Annotated in this window: 25 protein-coding genes and 1 pseudogene; 15 read left to right on the forward strand and 11 right to left on the reverse strand. The window is 56.6% G+C overall.

Going from position 1 to position 23871, the window contains the following annotated elements:
* Positions 1-51: 51 nt before the first annotated feature.
* The 10 genes from B597_RS30145 to B597_RS30185 all read left to right on the forward strand — a co-directional run bounded on the left by B597_RS30145 (position 52) and on the right by B597_RS30185 (position 11508).
* Complete coding sequence (locus B597_RS30145) at positions 52-1305, forward strand: TolC family protein (protein WP_003292652.1); 1254 nt, start codon at positions 52-54, stop codon at positions 1303-1305.
* Complete coding sequence (locus B597_RS30150; protein WP_003292651.1) at positions 1302-2753, forward strand: efflux RND transporter periplasmic adaptor subunit; 1452 nt, start codon at positions 1302-1304, stop codon at positions 2751-2753. The genes B597_RS30145 and B597_RS30150 overlap by 4 nt, the downstream gene beginning before the upstream one ends.
* Positions 2750-5914, forward strand: a complete 3165-nt coding sequence (locus B597_RS30155) for an efflux RND transporter permease subunit (protein ID WP_003292650.1) — start codon at positions 2750-2752, stop codon at positions 5912-5914. The genes B597_RS30150 and B597_RS30155 overlap by 4 nt, the downstream gene beginning before the upstream one ends.
* Entirely contained in the window at positions 5911-6267 is a 357-nt protein-coding gene (locus tag B597_RS30160; protein WP_003292649.1) for a copper-binding protein, read from the forward strand. Before B597_RS30155 ends, B597_RS30160 begins: the two co-directional genes overlap by 4 nt.
* A 142-nt stretch (positions 6268-6409) precedes the next feature.
* Complete coding sequence (locus tag B597_RS30165) at positions 6410-6727, forward strand: co-regulatory protein PtrA N-terminal domain-containing protein (protein ID WP_003292648.1); 318 nt, start codon at positions 6410-6412, stop codon at positions 6725-6727.
* A 32-nt stretch (positions 6728-6759) separates the two neighbouring features.
* Entirely contained in the window at positions 6760-7017 is a 258-nt protein-coding gene (locus tag B597_RS30170; RefSeq protein ID WP_003292647.1) for a DUF2933 domain-containing protein, read from the forward strand.
* Between the two features lie 23 nt (positions 7018-7040).
* Positions 7041-7271, forward strand: a complete 231-nt coding sequence (locus B597_RS30175; protein ID WP_003292646.1) for a hypothetical protein — start codon at positions 7041-7043, stop codon at positions 7269-7271.
* A 90-nt stretch (positions 7272-7361) separates the two neighbouring features.
* Positions 7362-8735: a heavy metal sensor histidine kinase gene (locus B597_RS30180; RefSeq protein ID WP_003292645.1), complete on the forward strand. Its 1374-nt coding sequence runs from the start codon at positions 7362-7364 to the stop codon at positions 8733-8735.
* A gap of 204 nt (positions 8736-8939) precedes the next feature.
* Complete coding sequence (locus B597_RS0223155; protein WP_226924959.1) at positions 8940-10508, forward strand: hypothetical protein; 1569 nt, start codon at positions 8940-8942, stop codon at positions 10506-10508.
* Between the two features lie 544 nt (positions 10509-11052).
* The gene (locus tag B597_RS30185; protein WP_003292642.1) at positions 11053-11508 is read left to right on the forward strand and encodes a DUF305 domain-containing protein; all 456 of its coding nucleotides are present in this window, start codon (positions 11053-11055) and stop codon (positions 11506-11508) included.
* On the opposite strand, the gene B597_RS30190 is transcribed toward B597_RS30185, so the two are convergent.
* The 7 genes from B597_RS30190 to B597_RS46275 form a co-directional block, all read right to left on the reverse strand.
* Positions 11483-12208, reverse strand: coding sequence for an SDR family NAD(P)-dependent oxidoreductase (locus tag B597_RS30190; protein ID WP_003292641.1), 726 nt, complete (start codon positions 12206-12208; stop codon positions 11483-11485). The genes B597_RS30185 and B597_RS30190 overlap by 26 nt on opposite strands.
* A gap of 378 nt (positions 12209-12586) precedes the next feature.
* Positions 12587-12916, reverse strand: a complete 330-nt coding sequence (locus tag B597_RS0223160; protein ID WP_015275568.1) for a four-helix bundle copper-binding protein — start codon at positions 12914-12916, stop codon at positions 12587-12589.
* 478 nt (positions 12917-13394) lie between these two features.
* The gene (locus tag B597_RS46270) at positions 13395-14204 is read right to left on the reverse strand and encodes a c-type cytochrome (RefSeq protein WP_003292639.1); all 810 of its coding nucleotides are present in this window, start codon (positions 14202-14204) and stop codon (positions 13395-13397) included.
* 9 nt (positions 14205-14213) lie between these two features.
* Positions 14214-15212, reverse strand: coding sequence for a copper resistance protein B (locus B597_RS30200; protein ID WP_015275567.1), 999 nt, complete (start codon positions 15210-15212; stop codon positions 14214-14216).
* Positions 15202-15504: a hypothetical protein gene (locus tag B597_RS30205; RefSeq protein WP_003292637.1), complete on the reverse strand. Its 303-nt coding sequence runs from the start codon at positions 15502-15504 to the stop codon at positions 15202-15204. The genes B597_RS30200 and B597_RS30205 overlap by 11 nt, the downstream gene beginning before the upstream one ends.
* Positions 15505-15516: 12 nt before the next feature.
* On the reverse strand, positions 15517-17358 hold the full coding sequence (locus tag B597_RS30210) for a copper resistance system multicopper oxidase (RefSeq protein ID WP_003292636.1): 1842 nt from the start codon (positions 17356-17358) through the stop codon (positions 15517-15519).
* Positions 17359-17675: 317 nt separating this feature from the next.
* Entirely contained in the window at positions 17676-17885 is a 210-nt protein-coding gene (locus tag B597_RS46275) for a co-regulatory protein PtrA N-terminal domain-containing protein (RefSeq protein WP_015275566.1), read from the reverse strand.
* Between the two features lie 424 nt (positions 17886-18309).
* Between B597_RS46275 and B597_RS30215 the strand changes: the two genes are divergently transcribed.
* Positions 18310-18990 (forward strand): heavy metal response regulator transcription factor, encoded by a 681-nt coding sequence (locus B597_RS30215; protein ID WP_003292635.1) that lies wholly within the window; start codon positions 18310-18312, stop codon positions 18988-18990.
* Between the two features lie 90 nt (positions 18991-19080).
* On the opposite strand, the pseudogene B597_RS30220 reads toward B597_RS30215, so the two are convergent.
* Both B597_RS30220 and B597_RS30225 read right to left on the reverse strand, forming a co-directional pair.
* Positions 19081-19419, reverse strand: a pseudogene (locus tag B597_RS30220) (hypothetical protein); the annotation flags it as partial.
* A 219-nt stretch (positions 19420-19638) separates the two neighbouring features.
* Entirely contained in the window at positions 19639-20085 is a 447-nt protein-coding gene (locus B597_RS30225) for a hypothetical protein (RefSeq protein WP_003292632.1), read from the reverse strand.
* 104 nt (positions 20086-20189) lie between these two features.
* On the opposite strand from B597_RS30225, the gene B597_RS30230 reads away from it, so the two are divergent.
* A complete protein-coding gene (locus B597_RS30230) occupies positions 20190-20480 on the forward strand; it encodes a helix-turn-helix domain-containing protein (protein ID WP_003292631.1) in 291 nt (96 codons plus the stop codon).
* 166 nt (positions 20481-20646) lie between these two features.
* Positions 20647-21246, forward strand: coding sequence for a DUF6088 family protein (locus B597_RS30235; RefSeq protein ID WP_015275564.1), 600 nt, complete (start codon positions 20647-20649; stop codon positions 21244-21246).
* A 27-nt stretch (positions 21247-21273) separates the two neighbouring features.
* Here B597_RS30235 and B597_RS30240 read toward each other — a convergent pair whose 3' ends face one another.
* Positions 21274-21738 carry a DEAD/DEAH box helicase gene (locus B597_RS30240; protein WP_003292629.1) on the reverse strand — a complete coding sequence of 155 codons (465 nt, stop codon included), beginning with the start codon at positions 21736-21738 and terminating at the stop codon, positions 21274-21276.
* 59 nt (positions 21739-21797) lie between these two features.
* Positions 21798-22298, reverse strand: a complete 501-nt coding sequence (locus tag B597_RS47550) for a hypothetical protein (protein WP_003292628.1) — start codon at positions 22296-22298, stop codon at positions 21798-21800.
* A 199-nt stretch (positions 22299-22497) separates the two neighbouring features.
* Between B597_RS47550 and B597_RS30245 the strand changes: the two genes are divergently transcribed.
* Positions 22498-22914 carry a hypothetical protein gene (locus B597_RS30245; RefSeq protein WP_003292627.1) on the forward strand — a complete coding sequence of 139 codons (417 nt, stop codon included), beginning with the start codon at positions 22498-22500 and terminating at the stop codon, positions 22912-22914.
* Positions 22914-23834 (forward strand): cation diffusion facilitator family transporter, encoded by a 921-nt coding sequence (locus tag B597_RS30250; RefSeq protein ID WP_003292626.1) that lies wholly within the window; start codon positions 22914-22916, stop codon positions 23832-23834. The genes B597_RS30245 and B597_RS30250 overlap by 1 nt, the downstream gene beginning before the upstream one ends.
* Positions 23835-23871 lie beyond the last annotated feature (37 nt).

The following is a 23871-nucleotide window of genomic DNA, read 5'->3' on the forward strand; positions in this document are numbered from 1 at the left end:
CCGGCTACTGCGCGCCTTTGGCTCGCATGAAAGATCAGGAATCCTTCGCAAATGAAACCCCGTATTTATTGGGCGCCGCCGTACGTGGCCGCCTTGATCATGGGCGCGCTCTCGTTTCCAGGGTTAGCGTCCGCTTTGACCTTAGAACAAGCTCTGAGCGTGGCCGAGCAAGACGCGCCTTCGCTGCATGCGCAAGCCGCCAACCTGGTGGCCGCACGCAGCGCTGCAATCCCTGCCGGCGAGCTTCCTGACCCTAAACTTAAGCTTGGACTGCAAAGCGTGCCCATCGAAGGTGACGCTCGCTGGCAGTTGGAGCAAGAGGCCATGACCATGCAAATGGTTGGGGTCATGCAAGATGTGCCAAACCGAGCGAAAAGGCGCGCTCGTGTCGAGGCCGCGCAGGCTAGTGTTGCGCTCGCAAACGCCCAGCAAACGGTTGAACGTCTCGGTGTGCGCCAAGCAACCGCCGAGGCATGGATCGCTAGCTTCGCGGTCGAGCAGAAGCTAAGCCTTTTCAAGCAGCTTTACAGCGAGAATCAGCTCCTTTCGCGGGCTGTTCAGGCCCGCATTGCTGGCGGCAGCGGACAAACCGCAGACAGCGTACTTCCGAGGCAAGAGGCAGCATTGCTGGCTGAACAAGAGGATGAGCTGCTGCGTAACCAGGCTGTTGCGCGGGCCGGCCTCCGGCGCTGGATAGGCGAGCTAGCAGGCCAGCCGCTTACAGGTGACTGGCCGCAATGGCTTGCCGCCGTTGATAACTATCAGCACAACCTGAACCGGCACCCGGCGTTACTCGCCTTCGACCCGATGACTCGTGAAGCGGAGGCAAAGGTTCACCAGGCCATCGCAGAGAAAACACCGGATTGGAGTTGGGGGATCGACTACCTGCGACGTGGCCGTGAGTACGGCGACATGGTGAACCTCAGCGTCAGCTTCGACCTGCCGCTGTTTACCAGCTCTCGGCAGGATCCGAAGATCGCGGCCGAACGAGCTCGCCTTGCCCAGATCGAGGCTCAGCGCCAAGCGACCTTGCGCCTGTACAACCAAGAGCTGAGTACTGACCTCGCTGAGTATCAGCGTCTGGACCGCGCACTCATCCGCCTCGACAAAACCTTACTACCCCTCGCTGAAGAGAAGGTCCGCCTTGCCATGGCCGATTACCGCTCCGGAAGCGGTGAGCTGACCGCTGTGATCGAAGCGCGACGACAGCTTGTGGAGACCCGGCTACGGCGTATTGACGTCGCCCGCGATCGATCGTTGAGCAATGCCCGCCTGCATTTCGCCTTTGGAGATACCCGACCATGACATTCCAACACAAGCGGCTGGTACTCGCCTTCAGTCTGCCTCTGATGATTAGCGCTGCAGCGCTAATCGGTCTGCCTACCGCAGCCTTCGGACAATCGCCTGCAGAAGAAGACAAGGAAGTGCTCTATTGGTATGACCCTATGGTCCCCCAGCAAAAGTTCGATAAGCCGGGCAAGTCGCCATTCATGGATATGGAATTGATTCCACGCTATGCAGATGAGGGAAGCGACGGGGCATCGATCAGTATCGACCCGAGCGTGACGCAGAATCTCGGCGTGCGCTTTGCAACCGTAACGCGTGAATCGATCAGCCAGTCGCTCGAAGCGACAGGCGCATTGATGTTCGACGAGCGAGACGTGGCGGTTGTGCAGGCGCGTGCCGGTGGCTTTGTCGAGCGCGTTTACGACCGAGCACCGGAGGATGTCATCGAAAAAGGCGCGCCGTTAGCCGATCTGCTGGTTCCCGAATGGGTTGCCGCACAGGAAGAGTACCTGGCGCTCAAAGGGATTGGCGAACCCCAGCTGCTCGCAGCGGCTCGCCAGCGGTTGCGCCTTGCTGGCATGCCGCCAGAAGTCATAGTGCAGCTAGAACGAACTGGTAAAGCGCGCCCTGTTTGGACAGTGAGGAGTCCAATAGGCGGCGTGCTGAACAGCCTCGACGTTCGCGAGGGCATGACCGTATCCACTGGTGCGTCTCTGGCACGTGTTAATGGGCTGGAAAAGGTATGGTTAGAGGTTGCGGTGCCTGAGGCGCAGGTTGCAAATGTGGCGCCTGGGCAGCTGGTCAACGCGCGCCTCCCGACCTTTGCAGGTGAAGTTCTGGAAGGGACGATCCAGGCCGTACTACCACAAGCCAACTTGGATAGCCGTACTGTGCGCGTCCGGGTTGAACTGCCTAATCCGCAACAACGGCTTCGTCCCGGCATGACGGCCGAGGTGACGTTGAGTCGCAACGTCGAAGATGTCTTGGTCATCCCGTCCGAGGCGGTCATTCGCACCGGTCGGCGCGCATTGGTGATGCTGGCCGAGGATCAAGGCCGTTACCGCCCGATTGAGGTTCGCACAGGCCGGGAATTCGATGACCAGACAGAGGTGCTTGAAGGGCTGGAAGCCGGTCAGAAGGTCGTGGCGTCCGGTCAGTTTCTCCTGGATTCAGAGGCGAGCCTACGCGGGCTGACCGCTCAGGGTTTGGAGGAGCCTGCAACTTCTACAGAACCTGCGCTGCACGAGGCTGAAGGTACGATCGTCAGCCTGGAAGATGGCATGGTTGGCCTGTCGCATGGGCCGTTCAAGACGCTGAACATGCCTGGGATGACAATGTCCTTTCCGGTTGCAGATCAATCGCTCCTAACAAAGTTGCAGACCGGCGATCACGTCCGTGTCGGCGCGCGTGAAAGCGAAGAGGGCCTGGTCATTGAGCACATCGAGAAGCTGGGGGGCCAGCGATGATCGCAGCCATAATTCGCTGGTCAGTGGCCAACCGCTTTCTGATCCTGCTGGCTACTGTGTTCGCGGTGGCTTGGGGTGTCTGGTCGGTCAAAAACACCGCTGTTGATGCATTGCCAGACCTTTCCGACGTTCAGGTCATCATCCGCACGCCATACCCCGGGCAGGCGCCCCGGATCGTTGAGAATCAGGTCACCTACCCACTGACGACGACCATGCTGTCTGTCCCCGGCGCAAAGACGGTCCGCGGCTACTCCTTCTTCGGGGATAGCTACGTGTACGTCCTGTTTGAGGACGGCACCGACCTCTATTGGGCCCGTTCTCGGGTGCTGGAGTACCTGAGTCAGGTGCAGAGTCGGCTTCCCGCCGCCGCCAAACCCGCTTTGGGCCCTGACGCCACAGGTGTCGGCTGGATCTACCAATATGCTTTGGTAGACCGAACGGGCAAACATGACCTCTCGCAGCTGCGCTCTTTGCAAGATTGGTTCCTGCGCTATGAGCTCAAGACACTGCCCAACGTGGCGGAAGTCGCGCCCATAGGCGGGATGGTCAAGCAGTATCAGGTCGTACTGGATCCCGTGCGCATGGCAAGCAGGGGCGTGACGCAGCAGCAGATTGCAAAGGCGATCGATGAAGCCAACCGTGAAACCGGCGGGAGTGTTCTGGAACTCGCAGAAACCGAGTTCATGGTCCGTGCGACCGGGTATCTCAAGACACTCAAAGACTTTCGAGCCATTCCTTTGCGTCTCGACGGCGGCGTGCCTGTGACGCTAGGGGACGTTGCGCATATCCAGCTCGGCCCGGAAATGCGCCGGGGCATCAGCGAGCTTGACGGTGAAGGTGAGGTAGTCGGCGGCGTGGTGATCCTGCGGAGCGGCAAGAACGCTCGGGAAACCATCGCTGCCGTTCAGACCAAACTGGATGAGCTGAAAGCGAGCCTGCCCCAAGGCGTCGAAATCGTCACGACGTACGACCGTAGCAAGCTGATCGACAGTGCCGTTGAAAACCTCACGCACAAGCTCATCGAGGAGTTCATTGTCGTTGCGTTGGTTTGCGCGATTTTTCTGTGGCATCTGCGCTCGTCGTTGGTCGCCATCGTGTCGTTGCCGATCGGCATCCTGATTGCTTTTGTGATCATGCAGCGGCAAGGCATCAACGCCAACATCATGTCGTTGGGTGGCATCGCGATCGCCATCGGAGCGATGGTCGATGCAGCAATCGTCATGATCGAAAACGCCCACAAGCACATTGAGGCCTGGCACAAGCGGCATCCTGACTCCACCTTGAAGGGCCAGGAGCACTGGAAGGTCATTACTGACGCGGCTGTTGAAGTGGGGCCGGCACTGTTCTTCAGCCTGCTGATCATCACGCTGTCGTTCATACCAGTGTTCACCCTGGAGGCGCAGGAAGGCCGGCTGTTCGGTCCACTGGCGTTCACCAAAACCTATGCAATGGCAGCCGCCGCGGGCCTGTCTGTCACGCTGGTTCCGGTGCTCATGGGGTATTGGATCAGGGGCAAAATCCCTGACGAACACCGTAATCCACTCAACCGTGGCCTCATCTGGATCTACAAGCCGGCCCTGGACGCGGTACTGCGCTGGCCCAAGATGACTCTGCTGGTGGCTGTTCTGGTCTTCCTGACAGGCTTGTGGCCGGCCTCTCGCCTTGGTGGGGAGTTCTTGCCCCCGCTGGATGAAGGTGACCTCCTTTATATGCCCACTGCGCTTCCAGGCCTCTCCGCTCAGAAGGCTTCTGAGCTACTGCAGCAGACGGACCGGCTCATAAAAACGGTTCCAGAAGTTGCACACGTGTTCGGTAAGGCTGGTCGAGCCGACACCGCTACAGATCCCGCCCCGCTGGAAATGTTCGAGACGACCATTCAGTTCAAGCCGAAGGATCAATGGCGCCCTGGGATGACGCCTGACAAGCTGGTTGAGGAGTTGGATCGCACCGTACAGGTACCTGGATTAGCCAATCTGTGGATCCCGCCGATTCGAAACCGTATCGATATGCTGGCGACGGGTATCAAGAGCCCGATCGGGGTGAAAGTGTATGGCACTGACTTGGCACAGATCGACAAAGCCACCCAGGCAGTGGAAAAAATCGCCAAAACGGTGCCTGGGGTCAGTTCGGCACTTGCTGAGAGACTGACCGGCGGCAGGTATATCGATGTGGATATCGATCGTGTCGCCGCCGCACGCTACGGCCTGAATATCGCGGACGTGCAATCGATCGTGGCCGGTGCCATCGGTGGTCAAACCATTGGTGAAACCGTGGAAGGGCTCGCCAGGTATCCGATCAACCTCCGCTATGGCCGCGAGTGGCGCGACTCGATATCCGATCTGCGCAACCTACCGATCTACACGCCGCAAGGCAGCCAGATCACGTTGGGGACCGTGGCCAAAGTACAGGTGACAGACGGACCGCCCATGCTTAAAAGCGAAAACGCAAGGCTGTCGGGCTGGGTTTACGTCGATGTTCGTGGCCGCGACATGGCGGCTGTGGTGGGCGATCTGAGGGAAAAGATCAGCAAAGGGGTCCAGCTCGAATCCGGCATGAGCATCAGCTATTCCGGCCAATTCGAATTCATGGAGCGAGCTAACGCGAAGCTGAAGCTCGTCGTGCCGGCTACCTTGCTCATCATTTTTGTCTTGCTCTACCTCACGTTTGGGCGCTTTGGGGAGGCGTTGCTGATCATGGCCACGCTGCCATTCGCCCTAACCGGTGGCGTCTGGTTCCTCTATTTGCTCGGGTACAACCTATCCGTAGCGACAGGAATCGGTTTCATCGCACTGGCAGGCGTTTCTGCTGAGTTCGGCGTCATTATGCTGCTGTATTTGAAGAACGCATGGACAGATCGGGTTAACGCTGGAGCCCATGGCGAAGGCGTACTGCTCGACGCAATCCGCGAAGGCGCTGTGCAGCGGGTGCGCCCCAAGGCCATGACCGTAGCAGTGATTATCGCCGGTCTGCTGCCCATCCTCTGGGGTAGCGGAACCGGCAGCGAAATCATGAGCCGCATCGCCGCGCCCATGGTGGGCGGGATGATCACCGCCCCTTTGCTCTCCCTGTTCGTTCTGCCGGCAGCTTACCTGCTGATGCGCCGCCGGCAATTGCGAGTTACCACCCAGCAAGCAACCAACCCCACTGGAGAACATCCATGAACATTAAGCACATCACCCTTGCCTCATTCTTCCTGGTGCCAGTCGCCTATGCCGCCGACAAGGAGCCAATGGACGGCATGCCGATGGATCACAAAGGCATGAACATGCCAATGGACCAGAAGTCGGCGGGACAGACCGCTACAGCCACAGGTACGGTCAAGAAAGTAAACACCGAGAGCGGAACCGTCACCATTGCCCACGGCCCGGTCGAAGCGTTGGGCTGGCCGTCGATGACGATGGGCTTCAAAGCAAAGCCTGATCAGCTCCAAACGCTGAAAGAAGGGGACCAGGTCGAATTCGAGTTCTCCTCGAAAGGTATGGATTCCACCATTACGCGCATCGAAAAGCAGTAAAGAGCAGAAAGCGACCGCCGCAGGCGCGGCGGTCGTACCAACACGAGAATGAAGCGATTACCGCTTTGTAACCTTGGCAACAGCTTCTTGTAAGTAGCAAGCCTTTAATCTACAGGCATCAACTAACCAAGAGGTGCAAACCATGAACCGCATAACCAAAGTAATCGTTCCTTTTATTCTGACCGTTGCTTCCTCGCTTGCAATGGCCGAAGGCGGAAGCGAACGTACGCTGAATCGCTTAAATGACTCGGCAGGAGCAAAGCCCACCCTTAAGGAGCTTGTCAAAGAGGGTCAAGTGCTGAGCATCGCACCTGCAGGGGCGACCGGCACGACTCGAATGATTCAAAACTATAGAACTAGTGCCCAAGTCCAGACGTATGAGATGAAGGTCAAGACCCCCGACGGGAAGATCCATACGGTAGAGTTCCTGAGCACCCCAGTTGGCGTGAACAATGGCTAATCTGCCAAGCTTAATATCCGAGGGATAGTTAGATGAGCAGCATAATATCCAAGATTAAAAGCGTACTGCAGCGCAATCCGGTCGTAACGGGGTTAACCGCAGCTGTGGTTGGCTACATGCTACTGAACCAAAGCACTGCGGCGTTGGCAACAACGCTGCCAAGCCTGCTCTTTCTCTTGCCCTGCTTGTTGATGATGGTCGTATGCATGAAGCATATGTCTAGCGGTAAGTGCGACAAGCCCAAGGAGCCCAACGTTGGCGAAAACACCTTGTTAAGCAAAAGCGAATAACCCACTGAACTTAGAGATTTAACATGCGAAAGGCCATCACCGTTACAGCAATCGCAATCACCTTGGCGAGCGGACTGAGTTTCGCAGCGGCAGATAAAGCGGACCAAAGCCATTCAGAAACCGGCATGATGAGCGGCGACAAGCATATGGAAATGATGGGTGACATGCGTGGAATGATGAAAGAGTGTCGTGAGATGATGGGGGCCGCCAAAGCCGACCACTCGCAAAATGGCGAAAATCCAGACGCAGCATAGGATATGAGGGTGTGAGTAACAATGATCGAAGCAGGTGGGGGGTGCCCCACCTGCTTTTTTGTGCTTGATGGCCTAACCAGGACCGTACTGATGGGAAAAGTGTCACTGACGAGCAGAATGGCGATAGCTTTCATGCTCGTGGTTACGGTTGTGCTGCTGGCGGCCGCAATCAGCTTTAATTATTTTTGTCAGCTCCATTTCGAACGCAAAGATGCACAAGTGCTTAATGAAAAGGCCGCTGCAGTAGAGCGTACGCTACTCAACAGCTCAGCATTCGGGCCTGAGACCGCTTCAAGGATCGATGCCGTTATTGAGCACTCCTTTGGCTTCGCGACTGCGGTTGTAGTAGACGGTAAGACGGTTTACTCCCATCACAATCTGTCTGAGAGCTTGCTACCTCTTGTCACAGACATCCAAGAGGAACGCTGGACGGTAAGTTTCGGTGGCCACCAGTACAGCGGAATTACCAGAAAAGTAAATCGGTGGGTAGAAGGGCAGGACACTGTTATCTATTTGGCTTTGGATGTAACGCACCGAATCCACTTCTTCGATATGATTCAGCAGTGGTTTGCTTATACGCTTGTCGTTAGTGCACTTCTGAGTGGCGCGTTAGGTGTTGTTCTGATCAGGAAAGGCTTAAAACCAATAGACGAACTGTCCAAGACTTCTTCTACAGTAACCGCCCACTGCTTAGATACCAGAATTCCAACCGAGTCGGTGCCAGGCGAGCTGCATGAACTCGTAGACAACTTCAACGAAATGCTTTCGCGCTTGGACGACTCTTTTCTCAGATTGTCAGGTTTCTCAGCGGATATCGCGCATGAGCTAAGAACGCCGCTGAACAGCATGCTTACCCAAATGGAGGTCGCGCTCTTGCGCGACCGCGAGAATACCGACTACAAAGACATTTTGTATTCCGCCCTCGAAGAACTTAGGCGCATGTCAAAGATGGTCGATGACATGCTATTCCTCGCCAAGGCGGACAACGGGAAGATTACGCCCAATGCCGAAGATGCCAGCATGGCTGAGATTACCGCGAGCGTTATCGAATATTACGAGCTTGCAGCCGAGGACAAAAAGGTAGAAATCGCGCTTTCAGGCGATGGATCGGTACATGGCGATAAATCGATGCTGAGACGGGCCGTCTCAAACATAGTCTCTAACGCAGTTCGATATGCAGAGGAAGGCAGCACCATCAGCGTTGAAATAAGCGAGAGCGGTGGCTCGGTTTGCACAGCCATATCCAACCGAGGCACAACGATTCCAGCCGAGCTTCAGGCCCGAGTGTTTGATCGATTCTATAGGGTCGACACCGCAAGGCGCGAAGGAACCACCATGAATGCGGGCCTCGGCATGGCTATCACTCGTTCGATAGTCGAAGCGCACAAAGGGCGCATCGCTTGCGAATCAGCTGAGGGGCATACGACTTTCACAATGACGCTTCCAAAGCTTATGTCTAGTTAATGGCAGAGTGCCAGCAACGACCCTGACCTACGCTCATAGAAACGCCAGGCTGAACCGAAAGAGGCCGAGACTTTCGAAGCTGTATGTTTGGTTCTGGAGGTTCCCGTGCAAGCGTCCTCATCGAGAAAATGCGGTACGACAGCCGCAGCGCTCAACGAAGCGTGCTTCTGCGTAAGCCTAGATCAAGCTGCGCTCGTAAACTCATTGACCGAACAGCTTGGGAATTCAGAGCTGTCGGAGCTATTGAAGTCACGTTGCCCTCATGTGTTTGCAGCACGACCGGTCTTTGTTTCATCCTTGCGGCTGCGCCAGGTTAATGAGGTTATTCAGGCCATCGAGCAGACCGTGAGCTCGCCCGGTTGGCGTGAGCATGCTCTGGATTCTGCACCTCCTATTGCCCGACACGATCCTCGGGGCGCGCGCGGCGTCTTCTTTGGCTACGACTTCCATCTGGATGATGACAAGCTTGGGCTCATCGAAATAAACACAAATGCGGGCGGAGCGATGCTAAACGTATTGCTCGCCCGCGCGCAGCGTAGTTGTTGCAGCGGCGTAGTCGGGCTTTCGCCAGGTCAGGAAGGACCCGGCGGCTTCGAGCGTTCGATTCTGGATATGTTCGCCCAGGAATGGTCTACGAGCGGCGAGCCACGTCCGCTCACGCGCGTGGTGATCTTGGATGAAAGCCCACAAGCCCAATACCTGTATCCGGAGTTCCTTCTTTTTCAGCGGTTATTCGAGTCAGCAGGAATCGACTGCCTAATCGCAGACCCAGCCGATCTGGCCTTTCACAACGAGTCCCTCTTGGTCGACGGAAAGCCTGTGGATCTCGTCTACAACCGACTCACCGATTTCTATCTGGAAGGCGACAATTGCAGCGCGCTGCGCAGCGCTTATTTGGCTGATGTCGTGACGGTAACGCCACACCCTCAGGCCTATGCCCTTTACGCCGACAAACGTAGGTTGGTTGACCTAACCAACGCACGTTTTTTGGAAGAGATTGGCGTTGATCAGCAAATCCGAACCGTATTGGCCCAATACGTCCCGCTTACCGTTCCTGTCGGGCATGGTAATGCAGAGCACCTGTGGCAAAACCGCCGTAGCCTCTTTTTCAAGCCTGTCAGCGGGTATGGTAGTCGCGGTGCATACCGAGGAGACAAGCTCACCAAGCGCGTTTGGGAAGAAATCGTTGGCGGAAACTACGTGGCCCAGTCCCTTGTAGCTCCTGGCGAGCGTAGAATCGTCGCCGACCCTCAGGTACGATCGATGAAGTTTGATCTGCGCGCTTACGCTTATGCTGGCGAGGTGCAGTGGAACGCTGCCAGGGTCTACCAAGGCCAGACGACCAACTTCAGAACAGAGGGGGGCGGTTTTGCTCCCGTTTTTACCTTAGGCGAGGAAGAGGAGCGAGCCGGTTCTACAGAGCAACGGTCGCACGCCTCGTTCATGTTCTTGCTCGACGAAACCGGCGCCGTAGAGGAACTGCCGCACCCGCTATATCTGGCGCTGGTTCGAGCCGAAATGGCTACTTCTAAGCTTGCCGGTAAGCGTTTCCGATTGGCGGACTGGTATGTGGCAATGGAAGATGGCCATCCTTCCGAAGTCATCCGAGAATTGTACGGCTGGGTTGCTTTCGACGCAGATGGCGCCTACCACCCTGAAGTTGGCCCACCAGAAAATGGTCAGCCAAATAGTATTGGCAATGTTGACTCATCTGCCCTGCCAACACCGGAAGAACATGATCGAATCGAAGGTCTGTTGTTTCAAAGTGAGTGAGGTCCCGCGCGCCACGAAAGGCGCGGCTTGGGACAGAATAACCTCGCCGCTCAGTTTTGGAGCCAGCTACACCCAGCCGTCTTAGCCGCCACACATCTAATGTGCGAATACTAACCCTGCGGTCACACTCGACAAGAACGTGGCATATGCTGGGTGCTGAATTGTTCTCTCCGAGTGTTCTATTGCTCACGATAACTCTTTGGGCTTGCTAAGCCGAGTAGTCGGGTCTCAAGGCTTGAAGGCCATCTTAGTGGGCCCGCTCTTTCGCGCAGTGGTCCATAGCGCGACGTTGGTATTGTCTGCTTATAAGCTATTAGCGATTGATTAGTTCAGGGGAACATTACGCGTAGTACAGCGCTGGCAGCGCTTTAAGCCGGTCTTAAAGCGGTCGATGATTACATTTTTGTAAGCTTCTCAAAAAATCGAAACCTCATCATCTTCGGCTTGTCCGTTTTTAGGAGAGCATTCGAAAGCCACTTCTAAGCAGGGCTGCGCGAACACGTTGAGTCGCCGATCCAGCAGCAATCATTAAAGAGGTCTAACTATGCAAATGTCTTACTGGCGCTTTGCAGCGATGGTAGCCACGTCTACGATCATTATGTATGGCGTGATGTACTTAAATACTTACTCGTTCGAGCATGTTTTTTGGAGCGAGACTCGCGCTTGGATGGCATTAGTGATGGGCGCGGTAATGGCAGTAGTCATGCTCGCATTCATGCTCAACATGTATAAGCGTAAGTCAGTAAACCTAGCGATATTGGCAGGAAGTGCAGTAGCTTTTACCATTGCACTATGGCTTGTACGTGGGCAAGCGACGGTAGACGACACGGACTACATGAAGGCCATGATCCCCCACCATTCCATAGCAATCCTAACAAGTGAACGAGCTCAGATTTCAGATCCTCGCGTCCGCAAGTTAGCTGACGAAATCATCGACGCTCAGCGCCGAGAAATCGCAGAAATGAAGTCCCTGATCAATGAACTAGAAAGGGCAAATTGATTCCCAGAAACGGTGTGTCCACAGCCCAGGGCATGACGGTGGCGACATTGATGGTCTCGCTACCGCTCAGGCGAATCTCCTCAGCGATTGCCGCGCCGAGATTTATGACGCCACCTTTGGTCGCTGCGGAGGAGGCATGATAAGCCAGCGGTATCTCGCTCTCGACTGAGCCCACGTTGACAAGCGTGCCGAAGCCTTGAGCTCTGAACTGGCGCATGGCTGCGTGGCTGCCATAGATCATGCCCTTAAGATTGACATCCACGATCCGCGCATGGTCCTCGACGGGAACGTCCTCGAAACGACCCAGCGCTCCGACCGCAGCGTTGTTAATCCAAACGTCGATCCTGCCGAAACGCTCGATGGCGGCTCGTGCCAAGTCCTGCATCTCGTTCGGGTTGCTCACGTCGGTGGTCACCACCAGTGCCGATCCTCCAGCCATGCGTATCTGCGCGGCCAGTTCTTCGAGCACGTCGGTCCGGCGGGCCGCTAGCACCACGTCGCCTTGCAGAGCGGCAAGCTTGAGCGCCACGCCGCGGCCGAAGCCACTGGAGGCACCAGTGATGACAAAGGTTTTGCGAGCAACGCTTGGCTGGTCGCTTGGTTTCAGGCGCGGGGAAACGGCGCAGCCACTGAGTTGCAGAACGGCGAGCAGTACTAGCAGCAAAGCCAATCGCTGCGATGGGAATATTCGCAAAACCATTTTCGTTTTCTCCCAGCAAAATAAGGTCGCATGGCCCGCTTGGTTGTTGTTGGACCGCCTTTTTGCCAGGAGCTTTCATGCTAATTCACTCAATTAGTTTTCAGCGCTCAATCGGGAGACAGTGGCAAGAGAATAGACCGTTACGGTGGCGATCATCGGTGGCTAAGTAAGAGTTGCTAGCGCGTAACTATCGTATTTCGCTTTGGAATGAAATGCTGCTGGACAGGGATTGATTCGCTCTTGGCAGTTGCGGGTATCGTACGCACTTTTTCGATATGTCATGGAGGCGCGAACATTAAGCGCACCATGGCTTTTCTTATTCTTCGAGGGGCTCTGACACTCCCAATTTAGTAGTGCCAGAGCAGTGAGTTACGGATGTTATCCTGCCATACGCTCACATTCCTCAGCGCAGTTCATGCACGCCTTCGCACACTCTTGGCAATGATCCATTTCATGCTTCGCGCATTCCTCTCCGCATGCACGGCAGATCTTGGCGCAAAGGGCGCAGAACTTCTTAGCATATTCACTTTCGCGGCTCATCAGTGTGGCAGCCAACCTGCAAATGTCCGCGCAGTCGCGGTCAAGCTCGATGCAGCGAGCCATCATTTTTACATCATCCTCGCGTAGGCAAGCAGAGGCGCACATTTCGCACACTAGGGCACAGTTCGAACAAGCTTGGATACAGGATGCGAACATTGAGTTTGTCATTTACGTTCTCCAGGGTTCGATAGTTGTATTTCGTCGTTTGGTTACTGGCCGATATGGCTCATCAGCCTGTTAGCAGACACTGAATTACGACACGCTCCTACCGAGCCCGTTTCGAAAAACCTCATTACAATGTTGTAAGGTAAGTCCAACCGCACCGGGGATCTGCGGGCGCAGTTGGTGGCGATGTGGCCGTCAGATTGCCTGTACGGCTTCGCTAGTCTGTTCGAGATGATTGAGTTGAAAATGAGGGAGCTCCCTGTCGCCACGACTGGAAGCATTCGTTGGGGAACGGCCGGAGCGCAAGCCGCTTAACTAGGTAAGTTACTGGCCTTGCGGCCTAACTTTTAGGAAGGAAGCAATTGCAAAGCCCTCCGGTACCGTTGCGTCGACTAGGATGGCCTAGGGCCGATCCTCTGCTTGCTGAACCGCCTTTCTTAGAGCCTCGATCAGAACCGCATAGGCACACATATACCGGATGTTAGTGCTCGTGTTGCTTCCCGTCTGCGTGCACATGGTTTTTTGAAGGGGATTTGCCTTCCGCATCGGCACTGTCACTGCCATTGCTGTGCTCAACCGCCTGGGGCTCCTCGGACGCATGATGGTCATCGCTTTCGTTATTACCATGATGACCGGAGCCTGATTGGCCGGATGCTCCACCTGTGCTGCTGGAGCCATGGTGATCCGAGCCGCCACTGTCGCCCTGATGGTGGTCGCCCGAGGCCATCTCGCCGTGTTGCTCACTATGCCCAGCTGGGGTCTCCCCACCACCATGCTGGTGACCACCGCTAGACGCAACGAGTGCTCGATACGCTCCTTCATCTAACTCAGGAAGCTTCTGCAGAAAAGCCACCATTCCCCAGATGTACGGGTCAGCCATGCTTTTACCCCACGCGGGCATCCCAGTGGCCTTAATGCCATGCTTGATGACCCAAAATGTTTTTGCTGGGTCATCGTATGGCCCCGCTTCAGCCAGGCTGGGTGGAGCGGGATAAAGGCCATTGCTTAGCTCGGTCTCAGCCATGCCTGGCGCCAAATGACAACCCACACACATCGAGTCGTAGTTCCCCGCCCCGGCGCGGATTTGGTCTTCATCGTCGAGAGATGGCACGACTATGTCTTCGGAGCGAACCTCAATCGAGCGATTGCGAGCAGTTTCCAGGAATGCGTGCACGACTCCCGTATGAGGATCATCCGCGGCAACGTTTATTAGTCCCGAGAAAACAACACCGGCCACCACCAACAGGCCTAGTGCGCAGAAGGCAGCGAAGCTAATAATTATTCTTTTCATCTAGGGTCCTTAAAACCAAAGCCTGATGCCAGCAACGAACCGCGCCTCATCTACGTCTTCGCCTTCATCTCTCGCCATATCGGCGGTATTACCGTATGCCCGGCTCCACGTGACGCCGATGTACGGTGCGAACTCACGAACGATTTCGTATCGGAGGCGGAGCCCCACCTCTGTGTTTGCGAGACCAGCGCCTACTCCGCGCGCAGGATCGTCCTTGCCATAGAAATTGAGCTCGGCAGTCGGTTGGAGGATCAGCCGGTTAGTGAGGAGAATGTCGTACTCGCCTTCAAAACGTGCTGCTGTCTGCCCACCTTCACCGACGAAGGCGGTGGCTTCCGCCTCAAAGTTATACAGAGCCATCCCCTGGACGCCTAAAGCCGCCCACGTCTGCGGCGACTCGGGCTTAAAGTCCTGGCGAACACCTGCTACCACATCCCACCAGGGGCTGATGGCACGCCCGTAGAGCGCCTGAATTTCCGCATCTTCAGTAACGCCATTCGTTCGCTCACCTTCCGAGCGAAACCAGAACCGATTGATATCGCCACCAACCCAGGCAGTAGCTTCCCAACTGAGGGTGCTACCTTCATTTGCGTTCTGGTACTCAAGTTGATCTAGCAGAAGGAACCAGGCCAGATACTTGTCATGGACTGTATGACCTTGAAGACCAGGGAAAGCCGCTTCTCTATCCGCATCGGTCAATACTGGAATGAACGAGGGATGAACCATGCCGGGCATTTCGAGCGTATCGTCATGCTTCATTTGGCCATGGTTCATCGTGCTATGGTCCATCGCACCATGACCCATCGCAGAATGGTCCGTTTGCCCACCGGAGCCATGATTCTTAGCTGCGGGCTTCGCTGAAGATGCAGGGGCTTGAGCTGCCTCAGCAGGAGGGGTTTGATGCATCGAATGATCCATCATCTCGGCAGCGTTGGCTGTCCCTCCAGCCGCTGCGCTCAACGAAACTCCGAGCGCAATCAGAGCAAAGCGAGAAGGTCTAGTGGTCATGGTGCGAATCCACCTCAGTATCAGTGGCCTTGGGGTCATGATCCATCTTGCCGTGCTCCATTTCTCCATGGTCCATCGAGCCATGATCCATGTCGTCGTGGTTCATTTTTGAGTTAGAGGTGCCTTGTGTCTGAGATGCCGGCTTGTTGCCTGGATTCTGCGATGAAGCCGATGATTGCTTGTGCTGATCATGCTTTTGCTCTGCAAACGCAGCTGACATATTCATTACGCCCAGCAGACTGAACATTAACGCGCTGCCGATAAGAGTTTTACGCTTCGTAAAATTTCCCATATAAAGTTCCTCTTACTCGTCCACTCGGACTTCACGAAACATGCCCATTTCCATGTGAAGCAGTAGGTGACAGTGATAAGCCCAACGCCCGAGCGCATCGGCTGTCACGCGGTAGCTGCGCTTCGAACCTGGAGGCATGTCGATCGTGTGCTTGCGAACCATGAACTTTCCATTCTCATCTTCAAGATCGCTCCACATACCATGCAGATGAATCGGATGGGTCATCATGGTGTCGTTGACCAAAGTGATGCGTACCCGCTCGCCATATTTGAGCCGCAGGGGCTCCGAATCAGAGAACTCTATACCGTCAAATGACCAGGAGAACTTCTCCATGTGGCCGGTGAGATGGAGTTCGATCGTCCGACTGGGCTCACGGCCGTCCGGATCGGGGAAAGTGCTTCTCAAGTCGCTATAGGTCAGGACTCGGCGGCCGTTGTCTCGTAAGCCAATACCGGGATCGTTCAGCCTATGAGTTGGGCTCATGGTCTGCATGTCCACCAGTGGGTTATTGGACTCTGAGGGCGGGTGCGATTGCATACCTGCGCTCATCCCAGCCATTCCAGAGTGGTCCATCCCGGACATCCCACCCATTTTGCTGTGATCCATGCCGGCCATTGCGCCCATGTCGCCCATCCCTTGCATGTCACCGTGGTTCATGCCGGACATGTTGCTATGGTCCATCGCGCCCATGTCGCCGCCATGGTCCATGCCCGCCATACCGCCCATGCTGCCGTGATCCATCCCCATGTCGTCCATGGTGATTAGTGGTCGAGGATCGGTTTCTGGAACAGGAGCGCTCAGCCCTTCGGCAACCGCTAGCGTGCCACGGGCGTATCCTGTGCGATCCATCGATTGGGCGAAGATCGTGTAAGCCTCCTCGGTCGCAGGCTCGACAATCACATCGTAGGTTTCTGCCACGGCAATGCGGAATTCGTCGACGCTAACTGGGTTGACGTATTGGCCATCGGCTGCGACTACAGTCATCTTCAGCCCTGGAATGCGGACATCGAAATAGCTCATGGCCGAGCCGTTGATGAACCGCAGACGAAGCTTCTCGCCGGGCTTAAAGATGCCGGTCCAGTTCCCGTCGGGTGCTTGGCCGTTCATTAGATAGGTATAGGTGTAGCCGCTTACGTCGGCGAGGTCGGTGGGACTCATTTTCATCTGAGCCCACATTTTCCGATTCGCAATCGTAGCGGCCCAGCCGTCTTCGCTCACATCGTTAATGAAGTCTCCGACAGTGCGCTTGTGGAAGTTGTAATAATCGGACTGCTTCTTGAGCTTAGAAAGGATTCGAGCGGGATCCTCATCGGACCAATCAGTCAACATCACCACATAGTCGCGGTCATAGCTGAACGGTTCGGGATCCTTCGCATCGATGACCAAGGGACCATAGACACCAAGCTGCTCTTGTAGGCCTGAATGACTGTGGTACCAATAGGTACCGTTCTGTTTAACCTGAAACTTGTAGACATACATGCCATCGGGAGCGATGCCGTGGAAGCTCAATCCAGGCACGCCATCCATGTTGGCCGGCAGGATCATGCCGTGCCAGTGAATCGATGTATCTTCGCTCAACTTATTTCTGACTCGCAGCGTGACGGTATCCCCTTCACGCCAACGTAGAAGCGGCCCTGGGATGGTCCCATTGATAGTCATCGCTGTCCGGGCCGCGCCGGTGATATTGACCGGCGTCTCCCCAATCAGCAGATCGAACTCCGTGCCACTTAGTACGCTGGGCTGGCCTGGGCTAGTCACTGCCCAGACCGGAGCTCGCCACAAGCCAAGACCGCCAAGGATGCCTGCGGCAGTCAAGCCTTTAACAAAGGTTCGCCTAGAGGTTTTACGTTGCATGTGTAGGTTCCAATCAAACTAAGGAGCCAAGCCGAAACCAGCCGTAAGGTTGGTGTTGCCAGCGTTAATTGATCTTAGAAACTCGCGCACGGTCTGTCTTATCAAGCGACTCGCCTTTAATCGTAAATATGGCATGCCTAAGAAAGACGCGGGATTACATTTTTGTAAGCTTAAAGCGCTTCAGAAATCGCCCAAAAAATCGCCTGTGAGCATGTCAATCTCCAGGTGGAAGCTGCGCAATGGCTTTTGATTTCCGTGCAAGGATCCGGTTGCAACGATACTCAAGGTGCATGGTCACAGTTGCGTAAGGTTTCGCTTCAGCAATTAGCGTGGGCGTGCTTCGCTGAAGTTGCTTTTGAGGCTACCTCCTGGGCTTGGTCCTTCTGGTCAGCCTGATAACTAGCGATCGCTATTTGGCGAGCCTGCTCCATACGAGCAAAGGTACGATCACCACCACCTTCTGCCATTGCATAGGAAGAGCTTGCTGCGATGGCGAGCAGTACAGAAACGGATCTGAAGAATTTCATTACTTGTTACCTCGTTCGAAGACATGGGAGACCCAGCGCAGCTCCATAAATAGGGGCTTTGGCTTGGTCCTGTGTCTAAGCTAACCGAGCGTTCCTGTCAGAAGCCTGATTTAGACATTACGGTTTCGTCAGTAATGCATAAAAGCAGTGAGCCCAAGCGAAAGCGCAGGTAGCGTGCATGGTGCCTTTTCGTTCAGGCAAATAGGTCTTGTTTCCAGCGGGCAAAAAAAGGGCGCCATCTAGGCGCCGATAGGCCAAAGGAGCATGGAAAAGGCCAAAAAGCAGAGTGTGGGAGCAACTGCTGATGTAGACGTTAACGCTACAAGCTGTCAGACAGATGATGCGAGCATTACGTTTCTGTAAGGTACTGGCTGCACGCCCTGACAATCGGCACACTGCTCCAAATGCCGGAGGGAATACTTTCATGAAGCTTCTTGTTGCTGAAGACGAGCCGAAAACAGGCACCTACCTACAGCAGGGGCTTTCAGAGGCAGGCTTCACAGTCGATAGAGTTGAAAACGGGACCGATGCTGCTCAGCACGCGCTTCATACCACATACGACTTGCTCATCTTAGACGTGATGATGCCTGGCCTGGATGGGTGGCAGGTTTTACAGAAAGTCCGCGCTGCTGGTAATGAGGTTCCCGTGCTCTTTCTCACCGCCCGAGACGGGGTTCAGGATCGAGTAAAGGGATTGGAGTTGGGCGCTGATGATTATCTCATCAAGCCGTTCGCCTTCTCCGAATTGCTAGCCAGGATCCGTACGTTGCTTCGCCGCGGCAATAATGTCCCCAACCAAACAATACTCAAACTCCTCGACCTTGAGGTCGATCTGCTCAGGCGTCGAGTTACGCGATCGGGGAAACGAATAGACCTAACTGCAAAGGAATTCGCACTTCTTGAGCTATTACTTCGGCGTCGCGGGGAAGTGCTCTCAAAGTCCCTTATCGCCTCCCAAGTATGGGACATGAATTTCGACAGCGATACCAATGTGATTGAGGTGGCGGTACGACGGCTGAGAGCAAAAATCGATGATGAGTTCGAACCTAAGCTCATACAAACCGCGCGTGGGATGGGCTATTTGATCGACGCGCCAGACCCCTAGAGCGAAATGCTCGGCATTTCACGCGATGGGCCAAGCTACCGGTACCGATGCGGTTAAGGCGAGCCACCGAGCAAGGAGCGGTGCCGAACCTCAGTTCTCCGAGCTGGATTTCTTCAGCTGTGGCACGAAGAAGATGGGTCTCTGCGGGGGAGCTATCAGAATATCACTGGATTTGATGCTAGTGCCCTTGCGACGCCTGGTCTTGCCATCCTTACCGACCGCCAGCAAATCACCGGTCGCAACAGCGATATCGAGCGCCTGCTTTACGCGAAACTCGTCAGCCATGGTGTAGTTGGTCAATCCGCTCATCAGGCCCAAAAAAGGTTGCCGTTCTACCTCGTAGACCTGGTTGGGCAAGAGCTCTGAAAGTTCTCCTCGGACGCGGTCATCGGTGGCATCGTCGAAGTGATGCTCATCCAACAGCAAATCGTGTTTGCATGATGGCGAGCGTTATGAGGTGCATCTCTGTGAGGCCTGCTTTTTCCGAGCGCTGAGTGGTCTCCGCCGCGAGCGTATGGTCAACACCATGTTCGACGAGAATCCCGATAGGACTGGCGATGAGTTCGGCCTTGTGCAGCGGAGCGAATTCTGGAAAGACAACTGAGCTCGGTTCAGATGGGACTATGGATACGGGTAGGAAGTGGGGCGTTAGCCTCGCAGATGTAATGCAGCAGAGAAGATCACGTGTTTACTAATTCGACTGCCGAGAGACTGACACGCTGAGGTTGAGTACGTGCGATCTCCCTCCACTCGGTACTGGTGCCCAAGCTCGCTACCTTGTGCATCACGAATTGAAAGGATCTCCAGTAACGGCTCCATCAACCAGCGACCCACCTCGTTCATATGCCCGGGACTCACAAGATACGCCTGCTCCAGCCAGGCGTGCTCGGTCTGCGCAGCTATGACCTGTTCCAGCAATGGAACCGACGGAACCATTAGCATGCTTCGAAAGGCCGCGTTTCCATCGTCCTCAACGATCTGCAGGTAGAACCAGGGCCAGGTCATCTCTAGCTCGACATATGACCAGAACTGCACGCCATCTGGCGCTGTTGAGAGCCCAGGAAGCAGTTCCGCATTCCGACTGGTTTTGAACACGCGCCAATCTCCTAATGATAATTGTACTTGATTGATGAACAATATATTTTGTAGTCATATATTGTTCAATCGCGCTTCATCGTTCCATTTTGCGGAGCAGCAAAATGGAAGTCCGGGATTCGTTCGGGAAAGCGTTGAGGCTCGTGCGGCAGCGTAGGGGGCTGGCACAGGAAGATTTCTCGCTCGTTAGCAGTCGTACCTTCGTCAGCATGCTGGAGCGCGGGGCAACGAGCCCGACTCTCGAAAAGCTCGATAGCCTCTGCACGGTGCTCGACACTCACCCTGTCACCCTCTTGGCCCTGACCTACTTGCTTGGATCCGAAGCTCCTGAAAGTTTTGAGCAGCTCCTGGAGAAGGTTGGTGAGGAGTTGAGAGCTCTAGTCGAACCTGACTGATTACTCAGCGAGGCTGTGTGAGGGGCCGGTTCCGTGGCCGCACAGTGAGTGTTGATCTTGCTGTCCCTCTGTCCCCAGTGGCTGGCCTGGAGGTCCTGTTTTTGGCAGGGCTTATAGTTTTTGTGGGCGTCAGAAAATATGTGGATTCTGACTTTTTGGGGCTCATATGTCCGTCGCGCAAGCTATTTTAAATCGAGTCAAGCACATGCCAAAGGGGAGGCCATTTGCCGGCGCGGTGTTCGCGCAGGTCGGTTCCCGTGCGTCGATTAATAAAGCGCTTTCTAGGCTGGTGCAATCAGGCACGCTGGAGCGAGTCGCTCGCGGTGTCTACATGCGCCCCAAAATGAGCAAGTACACCGGCAGGGTGGTGCGCCCGAGTCCGCTGGCTGTCGTGGAGGTCATCACGAAGGCGAACGGCGAGACGATCCAGATACACGGCGCGGAGGCTGTTCGGAGGTTGGGCCTCAGCACACAGATGCAGGTGTTGCCGACCTTTTACACCAGCGGATCTACTCGCGAGATCAAGGTTGGCAATGCGGTGGTTCGCCTCCGCCACGTATCCAAGGACCGCTTGCAGCACGCCGGCACGACGGTAGGTGTGGCGCTTACTGCTCTCTACTACATCGGGAAAGAAGGGCTGTCCGCTAATGTGGTTTCCAAGATTGTTAGTGCGCTGAGCGGCGAAGAGCTGATGAAGCTCCGGGCCTGCAAGATGCCGGAGTGGATGCGGTCGGCATTGCGCTTTGCTGCCAAGGAGATTGAGTAGTGCGCAATAGCACCTACCCGACTCCACCTACTGGCAGCTACCAAAGCCTGAGGCGAGACGTGGCTGGCTTTTCTGACAAGACAATGCGACTTCCTGCGCATTTAGCAAAACGTGGAATTCATCGAAGATCACCAGGCCGACGCCTTCCAGCGCCGGATCGTCCTGCAGGCGCCGCGCAAGAATGCCTTCGGTGACCACTTCGATGCGCGTATTCGGCCCGACCTTGCTGTCCAGGCGGATGCGGTAGCCGACGGTCTCGCCGACCCGCTCGCCCAGTTCGCTGGCCAGCCGCTCGGCGGCAGCCCGGGCCGCCAGCCGCCGCGGTTCGAGCATGATGATGCCCTGCCCCGCCAGCCAGGCTTCGCCGAGCAACGCCAGCGGAACGCGGGTGGTCTTGCCGGCGCCGGGCGGCGCCTCGAGCACGGCTTCGTCGCGCTGTTGCAGGGCCTGGCGCAGCGCTGGCAGGGCTTCATCGATCGGTAGGGAATTCATGGACACTCGCTTCGGGCAGACAACTCGGCAACTGCTGCGTCCACCCGAAGCCGGACGCATCAGTTGACGCTGTAGCCTCGTCCGGTCAGGCAGGCACCAAGGGCGCGCTTGTAGGTGTCGGCGCTCGCCGCAGCGGGCGCCGACTGGGCGCTGGCCGGATCGAAGCCGCTCTGGCTGACCGCCCAGCTATGACACTCATAGCGGTCGCGGCTCTGCAGCTCGGCACTCTGGCCCTTGGCCGGATAGGCGATGACATCATATCGCGTGGCCTCGCCGGCCGGCAGCGGCGGCTGGCTGACGGGTTCGTAGACGTTGCGCTCGGCATTCCACAGGTAATAGGTTCCGGCGGCGATGAAATAGAGCATGCTGCCGACCCAGATTTCCCGCGCACCGACCGGCAGACCATGGCCGCGCCGAGGGCCCGGCGCATGGTAGTGCACTGGCTTGCCCGGCGCCCGGTGCCCGGCAGGCCCCGGCCCGGGCGCTGCGGCAAACGTCGTCGAAGTGATGCAGAGGGAAAGCAGCGCGCCGAAACCGGCACGCGGTAATGACCGGGACATGACTGAGCTCCGAATGGGGGGAAATCGCAACGCGATTATCCGCACACCTGGCGCACTGCTTGGTCAGGGCTTGGTAAGTCCTGGGTAAAGCTCATCGCGCGTCGTGCATCGCCGAACAGCCGGGCGGCAAGCGTGGTCTGATATCGAGAAAACATCATCCAGCCCTTGTATAGTTGCGCCAATTTCCCTGGAGGTCCTTATGCGTACCCGTAACCGAATCATCGGCGGCGTGCTGGCCGCTTCCCTGTTCACCCAGCTTACCGCCTGCGGCACGCTGTTCTACCCGGATCGCCGCGGGCAGATCGACGGCCGAATCGACCCGGCCATCGCCGTGCTCAATGCGGTCGGCCTGCTGTTCTATGTCATCCCCGGGCTGATTGCCTTCGGCATCGACTTCGCCACCGGCGCGATCTACCTGCCTGAAGGCCAATACTCCATGGCACCGGAAAAACTGCAGGACGCCATCGGCGCCGACGGCCAGATCGACCAGGCCCGCCTGAAAGCCATCGTCGAGCAGGAAATCGGCCGCAGCCTGCCGCTGGACGATCCGCGCCTGATCCAGCACAACGGCAGCATCGAGCAACTGGCCGCCTTCGGCCTGCGTCCCGCGGCCTGATGCAACACACACGCGAGCGCAAAGGCGTCAGCGCCGAACACGCAAGGCTGATGCGCCGCGCCACGCGACTGGCGTTGGCGGTGGCGCTGACGCTGGCCGCCAGCAAGGCGCTGGCCTGGTGGCTGAGCGGCTCGGTGAGCCTGCTGGCAGGCCTCACCGACTCGCTGCTCGACGGCGCCGCCTCGCTGCTCAACCTGCTGGCCGTGCACTACTCGCTGCGCCCTGCGGACGACGACCATCGCTACGGCCACGGCAAAGCAGAAGCCCTGGCCGGACTTGGCCAGGGCGCTTTTATCTCGGTCAGTGCAATCCTCGTCTGCGTGCAAGGCGTCGACCGCATGCTGCACCCCGAGCCACTGGGCGCACCGGCACTGGGCATCGCGGTGATGCTGCTGTCGCTGGCGCTGACCGTGGCGCTATTGATGTACCAGCGCCATGTGGTGCGTGAAACCGGCTCCACGGCGATCCGCGCCGACTCCCTGCACTACCGTTCGGATTTATTGCTCAATGCCAGCATCCTCGTCGCGCTGGTGCTGGCCGGCTATGGCTGGGAGCGCCTGGACGCGGTCTTCGGCATCGCCATTGCCGTCTACATTTTCTGGAGTGCGCTGAGCATCGTCCGCGAGGCCGGCTCGGTGCTGATGGATACCGAGCTTCCTCCGGAGGTCAGCGAGGACATGCACCAACTGGCCTGCGCGGTGCCCGGTGTGGTCGGTTGCCATGACCTGCGCACGCGCGTCTCCGGGACCCGCTGGTTCGTGCAGTTGCATCTGGAGCTGCCGGGCCAGCTGCCGTTGATCGAGGCGCATACCTTGTGCGATCTGGCCGAGGCGGCGATTCATGCCAAGTACCCGCGAGCCGAGGTGCTGGTACATGCCGATCCGCTGGAAGTGGTCGGGCCGAAGGGTGACGCGGGGTAAGCGCGGCAATCGGTATCGCCTCAGCGCGTAGGATGGG

The sequence above is a fragment of the Stutzerimonas stutzeri KOS6 genome (assembly GCF_000307775.2).
Classification (GTDB): domain Bacteria; phylum Pseudomonadota; class Gammaproteobacteria; order Pseudomonadales; family Pseudomonadaceae; genus Stutzerimonas; species Stutzerimonas stutzeri_B.